This is a genomic window from Streptomyces sp. NPDC044921, assembly GCF_056432865.1.
Window position 1 is genome coordinate 21,679 of the sequence record NZ_JBWKIF010000023.1, and the last position, 15,322, is coordinate 37,000.

General features: G+C 72.8%; 16 protein-coding genes. 8 read left to right on the forward strand and 8 right to left on the reverse strand.

All coding sequences use genetic code 11. The annotated features are described in order from the left end of the window. Positions 1–45 precede the first annotated feature (45 nt). On the forward strand, positions 46–2,484 hold the full coding sequence (locus tag AC07DA_RS29510; protein ID WP_479131270.1) for a SpoIIE family protein phosphatase: 2,439 nt from the start codon (positions 46–48) through the stop codon (positions 2,482–2,484). Positions 2,485–2,761: 277 nt separating this feature from the next. Here the strand turns inward: AC07DA_RS29510 and AC07DA_RS29515 are convergent, their stop codons facing one another. Together AC07DA_RS29515 and AC07DA_RS29520 are read right to left on the reverse strand one after the other, a co-directional pair. After that, positions 2,762–3,256, reverse strand: a complete 495-nt coding sequence (locus tag AC07DA_RS29515; protein WP_479131271.1) for a flavin reductase family protein — start codon at positions 3,254–3,256, stop codon at positions 2,762–2,764. A gap of 66 nt (positions 3,257–3,322) precedes the next feature. After that, positions 3,323–4,171: a peptidoglycan-binding domain-containing protein gene (locus tag AC07DA_RS29520; protein WP_479131273.1), complete on the reverse strand. Its 849-nt coding sequence runs from the start codon at positions 4,169–4,171 to the stop codon at positions 3,323–3,325. A gap of 181 nt (positions 4,172–4,352) precedes the next feature. Between AC07DA_RS29520 and AC07DA_RS29525 the strand changes: the two genes are divergently transcribed. Next, positions 4,353–5,063 (forward strand): TetR family transcriptional regulator, encoded by a 711-nt coding sequence (locus AC07DA_RS29525; RefSeq protein ID WP_479131274.1) that lies wholly within the window; start codon positions 4,353–4,355, stop codon positions 5,061–5,063. Positions 5,064–5,214: 151 nt separating this feature from the next. Beyond that, the gene (locus tag AC07DA_RS29530) at positions 5,215–5,628 is read left to right on the forward strand and encodes a Zn-ribbon domain-containing OB-fold protein (RefSeq protein WP_479131275.1); all 414 of its coding nucleotides are present in this window, start codon (positions 5,215–5,217) and stop codon (positions 5,626–5,628) included. On the opposite strand, the gene AC07DA_RS29535 is transcribed toward AC07DA_RS29530, so the two are convergent. The 3 genes from AC07DA_RS29535 to AC07DA_RS29545 form a co-directional block, all read right to left on the reverse strand. Beyond that, a complete protein-coding gene (locus AC07DA_RS29535) occupies positions 5,610–5,810 on the reverse strand; it encodes a hypothetical protein (RefSeq protein ID WP_479131276.1) in 201 nt (66 codons plus the stop codon). The genes AC07DA_RS29530 and AC07DA_RS29535 overlap by 19 nt on opposite strands. A gap of 114 nt (positions 5,811–5,924) precedes the next feature. Beyond that, a complete protein-coding gene (locus tag AC07DA_RS29540) occupies positions 5,925–6,311 on the reverse strand; it encodes a PPOX class F420-dependent oxidoreductase (RefSeq protein ID WP_479131277.1) in 387 nt (128 codons plus the stop codon). A gap of 30 nt (positions 6,312–6,341) precedes the next feature. Next, complete coding sequence (locus AC07DA_RS29545) at positions 6,342–7,520, reverse strand: MalY/PatB family protein (RefSeq protein WP_479131278.1); 1,179 nt, start codon at positions 7,518–7,520, stop codon at positions 6,342–6,344. A gap of 24 nt (positions 7,521–7,544) precedes the next feature. Between AC07DA_RS29545 and AC07DA_RS29550 the strand changes: the two genes are divergently transcribed. Further along, complete coding sequence (locus AC07DA_RS29550; RefSeq protein ID WP_479131279.1) at positions 7,545–8,534, forward strand: hypothetical protein; 990 nt, start codon at positions 7,545–7,547, stop codon at positions 8,532–8,534. A gap of 124 nt (positions 8,535–8,658) precedes the next feature. Next, positions 8,659–10,014, forward strand: coding sequence for a S1 family peptidase (locus AC07DA_RS29555; RefSeq protein ID WP_479131280.1), 1,356 nt, complete (start codon positions 8,659–8,661; stop codon positions 10,012–10,014). 20 nt (positions 10,015–10,034) lie between these two features. Here AC07DA_RS29555 and AC07DA_RS29560 read toward each other — a convergent pair whose 3' ends face one another. The 3 genes from AC07DA_RS29560 to AC07DA_RS29570 form a co-directional block, all read right to left on the reverse strand. Further along, positions 10,035–10,298, reverse strand: coding sequence for an EamA family transporter (locus AC07DA_RS29560; RefSeq protein WP_479131281.1), 264 nt, complete (start codon positions 10,296–10,298; stop codon positions 10,035–10,037). Positions 10,299–10,439: 141 nt separating this feature from the next. Continuing rightward, positions 10,440–10,625: a hypothetical protein gene (locus tag AC07DA_RS29565; RefSeq protein ID WP_094051301.1), complete on the reverse strand. Its 186-nt coding sequence runs from the start codon at positions 10,623–10,625 to the stop codon at positions 10,440–10,442. A gap of 100 nt (positions 10,626–10,725) precedes the next feature. Next, positions 10,726–11,886: an ROK family protein gene (locus AC07DA_RS29570; protein WP_479131282.1), complete on the reverse strand. Its 1,161-nt coding sequence runs from the start codon at positions 11,884–11,886 to the stop codon at positions 10,726–10,728. 166 nt (positions 11,887–12,052) lie between these two features. Between AC07DA_RS29570 and AC07DA_RS29575 the strand changes: the two genes are divergently transcribed. From AC07DA_RS29575 to AC07DA_RS29585, 3 genes are read left to right on the forward strand one after another with little or no spacing between them, the layout of a single operon-like run. Then, entirely contained in the window at positions 12,053–13,018 is a 966-nt protein-coding gene (locus AC07DA_RS29575; protein WP_479131283.1) for a carbohydrate ABC transporter permease, read from the forward strand. A gap of 18 nt (positions 13,019–13,036) precedes the next feature. Next, positions 13,037–13,960 carry a carbohydrate ABC transporter permease gene (locus tag AC07DA_RS29580; RefSeq protein ID WP_479131284.1) on the forward strand — a complete coding sequence of 308 codons (924 nt, stop codon included), beginning with the start codon at positions 13,037–13,039 and terminating at the stop codon, positions 13,958–13,960. Between the two features lie 10 nt (positions 13,961–13,970). Continuing rightward, positions 13,971–15,311: an ABC transporter substrate-binding protein gene (locus AC07DA_RS29585; protein ID WP_479131285.1), complete on the forward strand. Its 1,341-nt coding sequence runs from the start codon at positions 13,971–13,973 to the stop codon at positions 15,309–15,311. The last annotated feature ends 11 nt before the right edge of the window (positions 15,312–15,322 follow it).

Sequence of the window (15,322 nt, forward strand, 5' to 3'; positions counted from 1 at the left end):
GCGTGCGCACTCCCCGCTCACAAGGCGCTCTTCGAATCGGGCCGGATGTGCGATGCTCAACGCGTGAGCGAGCCCGTGACACCGGCTGGGCACGGTGGCGCACCGGACCTGGCCGAACTGGCCAGGATCGTCGCCCGGCAGCGCGCCGAGATGGACCGGCTGCGCGATCAGGCGGCGACCTCGGCTGTCGTGGAACGGGCCAAGGGCGTGGTGATGGCGCTGACCGGGTGCTCCGCCGACGCGGCGGGGGAACGGCTGCTGCAGCGGGCCAAGGCCGGCCGTCACACCCTGCTGGAGGAGTGCTGGATCACGCTCGGCCGCCTGGCGCCCACGGCACCCGGTACGGGCAGGACGGCCGGGACCCTCACCGCGGACGCCCCGGACACCGAGCGGCCCTTCCTGGAGGAGGTGTCCGCGCCGGACGACGTCGCCGCCGCCCTGGGCCGTCTCGGCCAGGCCCTCGTTCGGGTGACGACACCGCAGGAGCTCGCCCGCTGCCTGCTGGAGCACCTCGCGCCCGACATGGGGGCGGACGCGATCCTGATCTACACCCGCAGGCCCGACGGCGGCCTGGAGCTGATCGGGCACGCCGGTGTCGACGAGGACCTGGCCGCCCAGTGGGGCCGGGTGCCGCCGCTGAGCGGCATCGCCGCGCTGGACGCCCTGCGGGCGGGTGAGCCCCGCTGGCTGGAGGACCTCGCCTCGGACGCGCGGCGGTACCTGCTGATCGGCGACCCTCCCGAGCGCTGGCGCTCGCGGGCCTGGCTGCCGGTCACGGCCGCGGGCTCCGCGGAGGTCTGCATCGGCGTGCTGCGCGGCCGGGCCGGGACGTTCACCCGGCGCGACCGGGCGCACCTGCGCGGGATCACGGGGCTGTGCGCCGGGCGGCTGCGAATTTTCGACACCCCCGTCGACCGGACCCCCGACGCCGCCACGGACGCCGTACAGGCCCTGTTCGACGCGCTGCCGGTCGCGGCGATGCTGCTCACCCCGCTGCGTGCCGCGTCGGGTGAGGTGGAGGACTTCCGGGTGGAGGCCGCGACCATCCAGGTGGGGGATCTGCTGGGCCGTCCCGGCGAGAAGCCGGCCGGGCGGCGGCTGCTGGAGTTCCGGCCGGCGCCGGCGGCCCAGCCACTGTGGCAGGGCTGTCTGCACGTCCTGGCCACCGGGCAGCAGTACGAGGGCGAACCGTTCGCGCACGAGGAGGTCGTGGCGGGGGTCCCCGAGCTGTTCACGTACACGGTGCGGGTGGCCCCGCTGGGCGACACCCTGGTCGTGTCCTGGATCCGGCACGGCGCCTCGGACCGGCAGGAACAGCGGCTCGCGGACCTGCAGCGGCTGGGCAACCTCGGCTGGGCGAGCTGGAACCTGACCGGACGGGAGGCCTCCTGGTCGACCCAGGTGTTCACCCTCCTCGGCCGCGACCCCGCGCACGGCCCGGTCGGCCTGACCGAGCTGCCCGAGCTCGCGCTGCCGGAGGACACGCCCGCGCTGACCCGTGCCGTCGGCGAACTCGTCGCGGAGGGGCGGGCGTTCGACGTACCGTTCCGGATCCGCGCCAGCGGCGGCATCCGGCATCTGCGGCTCGCGGCCGAGGCGGTGACCGACATACACGGCCGGCCCGTCCAGGTGCACGGCTTCGTGCAGGACATGACCGCACGGCGGCAGGCCGAACTCGCCCTGGTCGAGAGCGAGCGGGCGATCCTCACCCAGCACGACGTGCTCCAGGCCGAGCGGACCCTGGCCTCCCGGTTGCAGCACGCCCTGCTTCCGCTGGCCAACCGGCCGGTGCACCTGGCGGGGCTGCGCGTGGAAGTCGCCTACCTGCCCGCCCAGTCGGGGGTGCACGTCGGCGGTGACTGGTTCAGCGCCATCGAACTGCCCGAAGGGGACGCGCTGCTCGTGGTCGGTGACGTCGCCGGGCACGGCGTCGACGCCGTCGCCACGATGGCCCAGCTCCGCTTCACCGCCAAGGGCATGGTCATCACGGGTTCCTCCCTGACGGGCGCGCTGGCCCGGTTGAACACGCTGCTGCTGCACTCGCACGACACACACGCCACGGCGACGATGGTGCTGGCCCGCTACAGCCCCCGCCAGCGCCGCCTGGTCTGGGCCCAGGCCGGGCATCCGCCGCCGCTGCTGCTGCGCGACGGCGAGCCGCGGTACCTGCGCCGCCCGCGCGGCGTGCTGATCGGGGCCACCGCCACGCCGGTCTTCGAGGAGGCGGAGTGCCGCCTCGAACCGGGTGACCGGCTGATCCTGTTCACCGACGGCCTGGTCGAGCACCCGCCGGAGAGCATCGACCGGGGCATGGAGCGCCTGGCCGACGCCGTCGCCGCGGCGCACGCCGAGGGACCGGTGCCGCTCGGGCCGTTGCTGGCGCGGATGCTGCCGCAGGAGCGGCGGGACGACGTGTGCGTCGTCGACGTCAGGGTTCCGGTCGTCGCGGAGCGTCCCAAGGACCAGGACTTCTTCTCCGGATGACCAGAACTTCTTCCCCGGGCGCGCCGGGCCGGCCGCCTGCCGTTCACGAGTCGCCGCGGTGCCGCCAGTACCACCACAGGCCCACGACCAGGGCCAGCAGGAAGACGGTGGGCAGCACCAGGCCGGGGATGCGGGAGCCGTTCATGGGCGTGGCCTTCGGTTCGCGGTGGTCCGGGCGGCTCACCTGCCGCCCGGGGCCAGGGTGGGGCGGGGCGGGCCCGCCGCCCGGGCCGCTTTCCCGAGACGTTGCCCGGCGTTCGACCCGTGGGACGCGAGGTCAGTCGACCGGGTGACCGGGATCGATCGTGAGGGCGTCGGACAGGCGCAGCACGGGCCCCTCGTTCTCCTCGGGCCGCCGTCCGCCCCACTCGACCGGGTCCAGCACGAAGCCGATGTGGTCGCCGCCGCCGGCGCGCGTGAGGATCCGGCCGACGAACCACGCCGGGGCGTCCGCCAGGACGAGCGCCCCGCCGTACGCCTCGCGCAGCCGCAGGCCCTCGAACTTGTCCGCCTCGTCGCCGGTGCGGCCGCCGAACAGCTCCGCCAGGTCGTGCTGTTCGCGGGTGAGGAGGTGCACGGCCAGGACGTCCGCGTCGCGGGCCACCCGGAAGGTGTGGTTGAGCTCCGACAGCCACACCACGAACCGCACGGGCTTCATGGAGCACTGCGAGGCGAACCCGACCAGACAGCCCGCCCGTTCACCGCCCGCGACGGCGGTGACCACGTACATGTCGGGGTTCAGCCGGTCGATGAACGCGTCCATACCCGCCATGGTCGCATCACCACCGCACCACGCGGGCGACGCCTCCCGGGGTGTCGTGCGGGCAGGTGCCGCCGGTCAGCCGGTGACCGGAGCCGTGCGGGACTCCAGCGCGGCGCGGGTGTCGTCGCCGTAGACGCCCGTCTCGTCGCCGCGGATGCCGTACCAGAGCTGGAAGCGGGCGACCGCCGCGGTCAGGGTGGGGTCGTAGCTGCCGCTGGTGGAGCCGTCCCGGTAGACGTCGGGGATGCGCAGCAGCCGGGCCTGGAGTTCGGCCACATCGGGGCCGGTGGCTCCCTCGCGGAGCGTGCCGGGCCCGTCGGGGTCGGCGGCGGGCGGGGTGGGGGCCGGCGTGGTGCCGGGCGGGGTGGGGGCCGGCGCCGGGGCGGTGGCGGAACGGCTGGGCCGTGGCGCGGGGGCCGCCTCGTCGGCGGTGGTCGCGCCGCCCCTGAGCAGGAGAGCGCCGCCGAACCCCAGCACCGCCGCGGCGCCGACGGCCACCGCGACGGCGGCGCGGCGCAGCCCGGCGCCCGGAGGTGCGGCCCCACCGCCGTATCCCGGGGCGACGGGCGGGAGTTCCTCCGTGAGGGCTTCCGAGGCGGCCGTCCGGGGCGGCCGGAATCCGGCGCGGGCCGGCCGCCCCGGCCGCGCCGCGGAGGCGGCCGACGGGCGGGGCCGGAGCCCGGGGCCACCGCCCGTCCGGCGGGGCAGGGTTCCTGGACCGGCCGGAGAGGGCGGCAGGGTGACGGGCTCGTAGTCACCGGCCTCGTCGTCACCGGACGCGGGGCCGCCCGCTGCGCGACGGGTCTCCTCCTGGTGTTCCCGCATCAGTTCCGCGAGCGCGTCGGTGCGGCGCGGCCGCAGGACGCGGATGGGTTCCAGGGGCGGTTCGCCGTGCGGCGGCCGGGGCCGGGACGGTGTCGACACGCTGCTCTCCTTCCGTCCGGGCGCGGGGCCGCGGGTCGTCGGGGGTCGTCCTGCCGCTGAATACGCGGCCGCCGCGCCGGAAGCTCAACGGCCCGCCGGCCGGGTAGCGGAAAGCACTCAGTACCTCCCAAAGGCTGCACTGAGTGCCATTCCCGGTGCCGCGGGTGCTACGTTCCGACACATGAGCTCCGAGAAAGCCGGTCCGGGCAACGGGAAGCCGCCCATGCGGGACGCCCTGGTGGCGGCGGCGTTCCGGTTGTTCCTCGAGCGGGGGTACGAGCAGACGACCGTCGACGACATCGTGGCGCTCGCCGGGGTCGGACGGCGCTCGTTCTTCCGCTACTTCCCCTCCAAGGAGGACGTGGTCTTCCCGGACCACGAGCGGTGCCTGGCCGACATGACCGCCTTCCTGGCCGACGGCGCGGACGACGACGAACCCGTGCGGCGGGTCTGTGACGCGGCCCGGCTCGTGCTGCGGATGTACGCCGAGAACCCGACCTTCTCCGTGCAGCGCTACCGCCTCACCAAGAAGGTCCCCGGGCTGCGCGCCTACGAGCTGTCGGTGGTGTGGCGCTACGAGCGGGCCCTCGCCGAGTACCTGCGCCGGCGGTTCGCGGCCCGCCGGGACGGCTCCCTCCAGGCCGAGGTGATCGCGGCGGCGGTGGTCGCCGCGCACAACAACGCGCTGCGCTCCTGGCTGCGTTCGGACGGGCAGGGCGAGGCGAGCGCCGCGGTGGACCACGCGCTGGCCTACGTGCAGTCCGCCTTCGGCCCGGCCCCGGTGCCGCCGAGCGCGGAGCGGTCCGACGACGTGGTGGTCGTCGTCTCGCGGCGCGGTGCGCCCCTGTGGCGGGTGGTGCAGGAGATCGAGTCGGTGATGGGACGGTCCTGAAGGGGCCACATTGAGGGTACGGAGTGCCTTTACGAGTGGCACTGAGTGCCATACTCTGTGCTGCGTGCACGGTGGCACGGCGAACCGCGCACGCGTGTGCGCGGGTGACCGCGCCCACGCAATTCCGGCCGAGTGCAGGGAGTTGACCAGCGTGTACCACCACCCAGGAAGCGTCACTCAGCAGGCCGCCGGCTCCGCGACGGGTCTGCTCGAAACCAGGAGCGCGGACGCCGACGCCATCCTCTTCCAGCGCTGCACCTGGTGCGGCACCGCCATGTACCACCGGTTGCTGTGTCCGGTCTGCCGGGGCTCCGACCTGCGCACGGAACGCAGCGAGGGCACGGGCACGGTGCGCCACTCCACCGTGGTGCACCGCAACACTCCCGCCGCGCGCAACGTGTCCCTGATCGAGATGTCCGAGGGGTTCGTGGTGCGCGGCCGGGTGATGGGCCCGCCCATCGGCATCCACAGCGGGGACCGCGTCCGGCTGTCCACGGCCAAGGACCCGGTACGGGGCGAGCCGGTCTTCCAGCTGCTGGACGAGCCCTACCGGGCCTGGAGCTGACGCCCTCTCAGATGACGACCGACGCGTCGGCGCGCCGGCCGTCCGGTCTCCAGGCTGCGGTTGGCGGCCAGGCCGGCGGCCAGGGCCAGCGCCCCGTCGCGTTCGGCGGCCGTCGGGTGGACCGCCGCCGCGGTGTCCGCCGCACCGGCCGGGCCTGCGGGACCGAACAGCGCGTCGAGCATGCGCGGGTCCCCACCGCCGTGCGCCTCGTGGGCGTCCACTCCCCCGGCGCCGGAAGCGCTTGCCGAATCCCGGGGCGCGGGAACGATCCGCGGGTCTGTGGGGGTGCGCGGGTCTCAGGGTGCGAGAACGATCCGCAGGCCGACCGTGCCGTGCGGGCCCCGGCGCAGCCGGCTGCCGAGCAGCGTGAGCCGGCCGGCCAGGCCGTACTTGCGGGCGATGAGCCTCCGGTAGCGCGCGGTGGTGGCCGGGTCGCAGAGCTCCGCCGTGGCGGGCACCTGGTCACCGGTCGGGTTGCCGCGCGGGTCGCAGGGGCCGACGAGGACATCGGCGCGGTTGCGGATCCGCTTGGCCTTCCCGGAGCCGGCCGCCGTCCAGACGCCGAGCGCGTCACCGTCGCGCACCACCCAGACGGGGGTGGCGACCGGCCTGCCGTTCTTGCGGTAGCTCGTGACCAGCAGGTACTTGCCCGAGCCCAGCCGGTCCAGCGTCCTGTCGTCCATGCCGGGCAGTCTACGAGCGCGGCCCCGTCCTCAGACCCGTACCGCCGCCATTCTGCGCACCGCCTCCGTGACGACCTCGGGCGAGGCCGCCAGGTTGAGGCGCGCGTGCCCGGCCCCGCCGGAGCCGAACGGCGGGCCGGAGGTGAGGGCGACGCGGCCGCGGCGCAGGAAGAGGTCCGCGGGGTCGTCGCCGAGGCCGAGCGAACGGCAGTCGAGCCAGGCCAGGTAGGTCGCGTCGCCCGGGCGGTAGCGGACCGCGGGCAGGTGCTCGGCCAGCAGCCGCGCGAGCAGCCGCCGGTTGGCGTCGAGGCCGGCCAGCAGCGCGTCCAGCCAGGCGGTGCCGTCGCGCAGGGCGGCCGTGTGGGCGATGATACCGAGGTGGCTCGGACCGTGCCCGACCTCCTCCGGCATGCGCGCCAGGTCGGCGGCGGCTCCCGGCCCGGCGAGGGCGAGGGCGGCTTTGAGCCCGGCCAGGTTCCAGGCCTTGGAGGCCGACATGAGCGACAGGCCGCGCTCGGCGCCCGGCACGCTCAGGTACGGCACGAACGGGGTGCCGCCGACCACGAGCGGGGCGTGGATCTCGTCGGCGACGACCCGCACGCCGTACCGCTCGGCGAGCGCGGCGACGGCCGCCAGTTCCTCGCGGGTGTGCACGGTGCCGGTCGGATTCTGGGGGCTGCACAGCAGGTGGGCGGCGCGCCCTCCGTCGGCGACGGCCCGTCGGTAGGCCTCCTCCAGGACACCGAGGTCGAGGCGTCCGTCCGCCCCGAGCGGGGCCTGCACGACCCGCCGGTCCAGGTGGGTGACGAACGCGTAGAACGGCGGGTACACGGGCGGGTTGACGACCACCGCGTCCCCGGGGCCGGTGACCAGTTTGAGCATCTCGACCACGCCCAGCATGACGTCGGGCACGATCGCGGTGCGCTCGACGGCGAGCCCGTCCCAGTTCCACCGCTTGGCGGCGAAGGCGGCCAGCGCCTCCGCGTAGGCGGTGCCCGCGGGGTAGCCGGTGTCGCCGGTTTCCAGTGCCTCGGTGAGGGCGCGGACGACCGGCTCGGCGAGCGGCACGTCCATCTCGGCCACCCACAGGGGCAGCACGTCTTCGGGGTGGGTGCGCCACTTCATGCTCGTGCGGCGCCGGAGCTGTTCGAGGGTGAGGACTCGCAGGGGGTTCGGTTCACCGGACGTCTCGTGCGGGATCCTGGTCATGGGCACACGATAGGGGGCTGCGCGGTGAGCGGGAATCGTGAGGACGGGGGGCCGGGCGGGGTGTCGGACGCGTTGCCGGAGATCGCCTGCGACGAGTCCGGGTCGGACGGCGAGAACCTCACGGGCGGGAACACGGACGTGTTCGCGCACGGCAGCGTGTCGCTTTCCGGGGCGTCGGCCGCGGCGGCGGTCCGGGAGATCCGGGACCGGATCCGTTCACCGGCGGAGGAGTACAAGGCCAACCACCTGCTGCGGGAGAAGCACAGGGCCGTGCTGGAGTGGCTGCTCGCGCCGGAGGGGCCGATCCACGGGCGGGCTCGGGTGCACCTCATGGAGAAGTCGTACTTCGTGGTGGAGCGGGCCGCCGGCCTGCTGCTCGACGGTACGGCCGAGGCTCCGGCGTTGTTCCGCGCGGGACGCCGCACCCTCGGGGACGACGGCTGGCGGGCCTTCCTGGAGGCGGCCAACCGGCTGCTGCGGGTCCGCGGCGACGGCGACGTCGTGGACGCCTTCTACGGCACGGTCGACGCCCTGCGCCGCGCGCACCCGGGCACGGAGGCGGCCCGGCTCCTCGGACGGCTCGCCGTGACCCGGGACCGCGCCGTGGCCTACCGGGCGGGGTTCCTGGACGGACCGCCCCTGGTCCCGGTGCTCAATCCGCTGCTCCCGGCGATCGTGCGGACGGCCGCGCTGTGGAGCGGGGGCGGGCGGCGGATCCGGCTGGTGCACGACCGGCAGAACATGCTCACCCCGGACCGCATCGCGTGGATCGAGGAGGGCGCCCGGCAGGCCGGCGTGGCCCTGGCCGGGCTGCGGCTGGTCGTCGCGCGGGACGACGCGCGGGTGCAGATCGCCGACTTCCTGGCCGGTGTCGCCCGCAAGATCGCCTCCGACGAGCTGAACGGACGCGGGGACCCGGCGCTCACCGCCCTGCTGCGGCCCTACGTCGATCCGGCCTCGGTGTGGGGCGACGCGCGCAGCCGCGCCCTGCTCGCCACGCCGGTGACCGGCTGACGGCGGAAGAGATCACGCGCGCGGTGAACGCCGCACGGCTCGGCCCCGTATGGGAGGAAGGGCGCTCAACTGACGGAGGGCCCCGCGGTGTTCGCGCCGCGCTGTTCGGGTTCGGGAGCCATGCATGAGGCACGCACGACGACGGGTCGTCCGGCGAGTGACACGGCTGGCGGCCGTCGGCGGACTCCTCCTCGGAGGAGTGATGGTCACACGCGCCGTGGCGAGCGAGCCTCCCGACCCGTCCGTCGGCGTCCCCTACACGGCGAAGCCAGCCGGCGACACGGGCACCGACCTGGTCACCCGGCTCGGCGCCTCCCGCACGGCCGGCAGCTGGGTGGACGCGGCCGGCCGGCCGGTCGTCGCGGTCACCGACCGGAAGGCCGCAGCGGAGGTCGAACGGGCCGGGGCCCGGGCGAAGATGGTCAGCCACAGCATGAAGGACCTCAAGTCGGCGACGGCGACGCTGCGTTCGGCGCCCCGGGTGCCCGGGACCGCCTGGGCCCTGGACTACAAGGGCAACCAGGTCGTGGTGCGCGGCGACAGCACCGTCTCGGCCTCCGACTGGTCCCGGCTGACCGAGGTCGCGCGGGGCATCGGCGGCTTCGTCCGGATGGAACGCACCGAGGGCACCTTCACGACGCGCCTCAACGGCGCGCAGCCGATCCTGTCGACCGCGGGGCGCTGCTCGGCGGGGTTCAACGTCACCGACGGCAGGAGCGACTACATCCTCACGGCCGGGCACTGCGGGCCCGACGGTTCCGTCTGGTTCGCCGACGACCGGGGCCGCGAGCAGGTCGGCACCTCGCTGCGGGGCAGCTTCCCGGGCGACGACTACTCCCTGGTGAGGTACGACAGCGGGCGCGCGGGACAGGGCGCGGACGTGGTGTCGGTCGGGGACGGCAAGGGTGTGCGGATCACGGGCCTGGCCGACCCGCAGGTCGGGCAGCGGATCTTCCGCAGCGGCAGCACCAGCGGGCTGCGGCAGGGGGAGGTCACGGCCCTCAACGCGACGGTCAACTACCCCGAGGGCACGGTCACCGGGCTCATCGAGACCAACGTGTGCGCCGAACCCGGGGACAGCGGCGGCCCGATGTTCGCCGACGGCATCGCGCTCGGCGTGACCTCGGGCGGCAGCGGGGACTGCACGGCGGGCGGTACGACGTTCTTCCAGCCGGTGACGAAGGCGCTGAGCGAGCTCGGGGTCAAGCTGATCGTGGCCCGGCAGGCCGGTGGCGGCGCGGGCGCGGCGCCCACCCCGTCGGCCTCGCAGGATGCCGCCGCGGCCTCGCCCGGGTCGTCGGCGCCGGTGTCCGGCGCCGACGTCTCGTCGCTGCTGGGCCGGCTGACCGACCCGCGCAACGTGGGCCCGGGCCTGCTGGTCATCGCGGGCAGCCTGGTGGCCCTGGTGGCGACCCGCTGGATCCGGGCCGAGCAGGACCGCAAGGCGTACCGGCAGTACTACTCGGCGACATGGGGATGAGTCCGGGCCGGACCCGGTCCTCACCCCAGGGTGAGCAGTACCGTCGCCACACCTGCGCCCAGCAGGCCCATCACCTGGCGGCGGCTGACCCGCTCGCCCAGGAGGGCCAGGCCGAGGACCACGGGAAGCGCCGGGTACAGCGAGGCGAGGACGACGGCAACGGCCGGCAACTGCCGCTGCGCGGCGAGGAGATACAGCACGAGGCCGAGCGCCGCCCCGGCTCCGGTCGGCACGGCCTGGAGGCAGCGGACCGCCGGGAGCCGCAGCGTGCGGGCGTGCCGCACGGCGTCCGCCCTGCTCGAGCGAAGCCGAGAGCTCGGGGGACCACGATGCCGTAGACGGCTGCGGAGGAAAGTGCGAGAAGGGCACCCATCGGATCAAGGGTGCCCCGGGACGAGGGTCCGATGCGTCAGCGGACCGGTGGGTCAGGCCGCCGGCGCCGATTGCGGGGCCGCGGCGGCCCACTCCAGGACGAGGCGCTGGTACTCCTCGCGCTGCTCGACGCTCAGTGTCCCGCCCGACCGGCGCCACAGGGCCCGGATCTCCTCGTTGACCTCGTCAGCCGATCGCTCGGAAGAGGGTTCAACAGTGGTGGACATGCTGTGAAGCATACGTCTGTTGAAGTGAAGGCGATGTGAGTAATCACCAGCTAAACGGTCATTTCGGACAGTGTTGCTGATCACGTCCATCTCCCGGTAAACGTGAGCTAGTTCACGCTTCCGCCGAGCCCAGCACCAGCACCTTGATGGCGAGCACCGCCGCGCCGCGCGCCCAGTCGTGGAAGTCGGACACCTTCGTCTCCAGGCCGACCGGGGCGGCCAGCGGGTGCCGGTGGTCGCGGACGGTCTCCTCGACGGTCTTCCCGGCCACGTCCATCAGCCCGACCCCCTCCCCGGCGAGCAGGATCTTCTGCGGCATCACGAAGTTGGAGATCTGCGCAACGAGCGTACCGAGGGCCCGTGCCGCCTCCTCGACGACCCGGGCGGGCATCGGGTCCCCGGCGGCGGCCAGCGCGAGGATCTCCTCGTAGGTGCGGTCGCGGCCGGTGGCGGCCCGGATCTGGTAGCGGATGCTGGGGATGGTCAGGAGGGAGACGGCGCTGCCGCGCCGGCCGTCCGGGGTGAGCGGGCCGTGGGGGTCGACGATCCAGTGGCGGCCGAAGCCGCGGTCCTCCTCCGCGAAGGGCACCCGCTTGCCGCCCAGCACGAGCCCGTACCCGAGGCCGGCGCCGATGGTGAGGACGACGAAGCGGTCCAGCCCGCGTCCGGCGCCGAACCAGGTCTCGGCCTCCACCAGCGCCGCGACGTCGTTCTCGACGACGACCGGGAGCCCCGTGCGCTTTGCGACCAGGTCGGCGAGCGGCACGTCGCGCCACAGCAGGAAGGGCGACTCGCCGACCACGGCCCGGTCCTGGACGAAGCCGCCGACTCCGATGCCGATGCCGGCGGGCCGGGGGTGCTCCGCGGCCAGTTCGGCCGTCATCGCGGCGAGCAGGTCGGCGACCTCGGCCGGATCGTGGGTGGTGAGCGGACGGTCGAGGCGGGCGACGATGCGGCTGCGCAACGTGGTGACCACGCCGTAGACCATGTCCTCGGTGATCTTGAAGCCGAGGAAGAACCGGGAGTCGGCGACGACGTCGAGCGGCTGGGAGGGACGGCCCTGGCGCGCCCCCTCCGGCACCCCCGCCTCGGGCACCTCGACCAGCAGGCCCGACTCGATCAGCGGCTTGGTCAGGCGGGTGAGGCTGCCGGCCGACAGGCCCAGCCGCCGGGCGAGTTCGCTCCGGGACAACGGTCCGTGCACCAGCACCTCGATCGCCACCGAGCGCTCCCCCTGGCTCAGCGGCAGCCAGCTGGCGGCGCCTGCGGTCATGGACGTCCGACCCCCTCGTTTTTTTCGCACCGAAATCAACATGACCACTCTAGAGCGGTGAAGGTTCCTGCGAGAAGATGTTTGCTCACCTCTTGACGCAGCAATTGTTTCGCCCCAAAAGTAAGTCCCGCCAGAGGACGAGCCGCCGCAGCGAGGGAGTCTCCCGATGACCATCGCCTCCAGCAGTCCTCCGTCGCGCCTGCCCACGGGCGGTGCGGCGGAGGTCCGCAGCAGGACCGGAACACCACCAGGCGTGGCCGGGGAGGACCGCGGTGACGGGCGGCTCGCCGCGCTCTTCATCGCGCCGGCGCTCCTCGGCTTCCTGGTCTTCCTGCTCTGGCCGACGCTCCGGGGCGTCTACCTGAGCTTCACCCGCTACAACCTGCTGACACCGGCGGAGTGGGTGGGCCTGGACAACTACGTCCGCATGGTCAACGACCCGATCTTCTGGGACTCCCTGTGGGTCACCGTCGAGTACGTCGTCATCAACATCGGCGTCCAGACGGTCGCGGCGCTCGCCATCGCCGTGCTGCTCCAGCGGCTGACGCGGTCGGCGGTGCTGCGGGGCATCGTGCTCACGCCGTATTTGATGTCGAACGTGGTGGCCGGTCTGGTCTGGCTGTGGATCCTCGACACACAGCTCGGCATCGGCAACGAGATCATCAGCGCCGCCGGCGTCGACCGCGTCCCGTTCCTCGCCGACGAGACCTGGGCGATCCCGACGATCGCGCTCATCAACGTGTGGCGGCACGTCGGCTACACCGCACTGCTGCTGTTCGCCGGTCTCCAGGCCATCCCGAACGACATGTACGAGGCGGCCCGGGTGGACGGCGCGAGCGAGTGGCGGATGTTCTGGCGGATCACCATGCCGCTGCTGCGACCGGTGCTCGCGGTCGTGCTGATCATGACGGTGATCGGGTCGTTCCAGGTGTTCGACACCGTGGCCGTGACCACCGCGGGCGGCCCGGCGAACGCGACCAACGTGCTCCAGTACTACATCTACGGCTCGGCCTTCGGCCGCTTCCAGTTCGGCTACGCCTCGGCCATGTCCGTCGCCCTGCTGGTCGTGCTGAGCGCGATCACCGTCCTGCAGTACCGGCTCACCCGGGCCGGCCGGACCGACCTCGGCTGACGGAAGGGAGACACCGGCATGACCGCCGTGACGACAACGACACCGACGCGGGTGCGGCCGGCCCGGCGCGGGTTCCCCTTCGGGCGGGCCGTCGCCTGGACCGTGATGGGGCTGATCGTCCTCATCACCCTGCTGCCGTTCTACTGGATCCTGCGCACCGCGCTCTCCACCAACGCGGGCCTGAGCGCCGACCCCACCAACCCGCTGCCCGTCGACCTCACCACCAGCGGCTTCGAACGGGCCCTGGGCCTGCAGTCCGCGGAGGAGGCGATCGCGCAGGGCGGCGCGGGCGGCGGGCTGGACTTCTGGCGCTACCTGCTCAACTCCGTGCTCGTCTCGACCCTGATCACCGTCTGTCAGATCTTCTTCTCCGCGATGGCCGCGTACGCCTTCTCGCGGCTGCGGTGGCGCGGGCGGGACAAGGTGTTCGGACTGTTCCTGGCCGGGATGATGGTGCCGGCCATCTTCACCCTGCTGCCGAACTTCGTGCTCATCAAGCAACTGCACCTGGTGGACACGCTTCTCGGCATCGCGCTGCCCACCATGTTCATGACCCCGTTCGCGGTGTTCTTCCTGCGCCAGTTCTTCATGAACATCCCCAAGGAGGTGGAGGAGGCCGCGCTGCTCGACGGCGCCGGAAAGGTCAAGATCTTCTTCCGGGTGGTGCTGCCGATGGCGTCCACGCCGATCGTGACGCTCGGCGTGCTGACGTACATCACCTCGTGGAACGACTACTTCTGGCCGCTGATGGTCTCCTACAGCGACAGCTCGCGCGTGCTGACGGTGGCGCTGGCGATCTTCCGGGCGCAGACCCCGGCCACCGGCGTCGACTGGTCCGGGCTCATGGCCGCGACGCTCATCGCCGCGCTGCCCATGCTGGTGCTGTTCGCCTGTTTCGCGCGCCGCATCGTCAGCTCCATCGGCTTCACCGGGATCAAGTAAGGGGACTGGGATGCGAATTCGTACGCTCGTCGCGGCGACCGGAGCGCTCGCGCTGTCCCTGGTCAGCGGATGCGCGCAAGGCGGCGCCGGATCGTCCCCGCACACGGTCACGTACTGGCTGTGGGACGCCAACCAGCTGCCCGCCTACCAGGCCTGCGCCAAGGGGTTCGAGAAGGAGAACCCCGGACTCAAGGTCGAGATCACGCAGTTGGGCTGGTCGGACTACTGGACCAAGCTGACCGCCGGGTTCATCGCGGGCACCCAGCCGGACGTGTTCACCGACCACATCCAGAACTTCGGCCAGTACGCCGACCTGCAGGTCCTCGAACCGCTCGACGACCTCGGGATCGAGGACTCCGACTACCAGCCGGGCCTCGCCGCCAACTGGGTCGGCAAGGACGGCCGCCGCTACGGCGCCCCCAAGGACTGGGACACCGTCGCGCTGTTCTACAACTCCAAGATGACGAAGGACGCCGGCCTCACCGCCGAGCAGCTGAACAACCTGTCCTGGAACCCGGAGGACGGCGGCACCTTCGAGAAGGCCATCGCCCGTCTCACGATCGACCGGAACGGCAAACGGGGTGACGAGCCGGGCTTCGACAGGAACAACGTCAAGGTGTACGGCCTGGCCACCAACGGCGGCGGCTTCGGCGACGGCCAGACCCAGTGGAGCAACTTCGCCGCCTCCGCGGGCTGGAGCTACCTCGACAAGCCGCGCTGGGGCACGAAGTACCAGTACGACAGCGACACCTTCCAGTCCGTCATCAAGTGGTACTTCGGCCTGGCGAAGAAGGGCTACATGCCCCCGCTGTCCGACTACAACGTCCAGTCCAACCAGGCCAACACGCAGGTCGCGGCCGGCAAGGCCGCCACCGCCTTCGACGGCGCCTGGATGATCTCCACGTACGCGGGCTTCAAGGGCCGGGACATCGGGACCGCCCTCACGCCGGTCGGCCCGACCGGCAAGCGCGCCACGATGATGAACGGCCTCGCCGACTCCGTCACCAAGGCCTCCAAGAACAAGACGGGCGCCAAGAAGTGGGTGGCGTACCTGGCCTCCGACAAGTGCCAGAAGGTGGTCGGCGGTTACGGCGTCGTCTTCCCGGCCACCAAGGCCGGGACCGAGGCGGCCGTCGCCGCGTACCGGAAGAAGGGCATCGACGTGTCGTCCTTCACCGAGCCCGTGGCCGACAAGAAGAACTTCCGGACCTTCTCCTACCCGATCGCCAGCTACTCGACGGACATGACGGCGCTCATGACCCCTGCCATGGAGGACATCTACGGCAACGGCAAGCCCGTGAGCAGCCTCGACCAGACCAACGACCAGATCAACCTCATCCTCTCCCAGTGAAGGGCACGCGT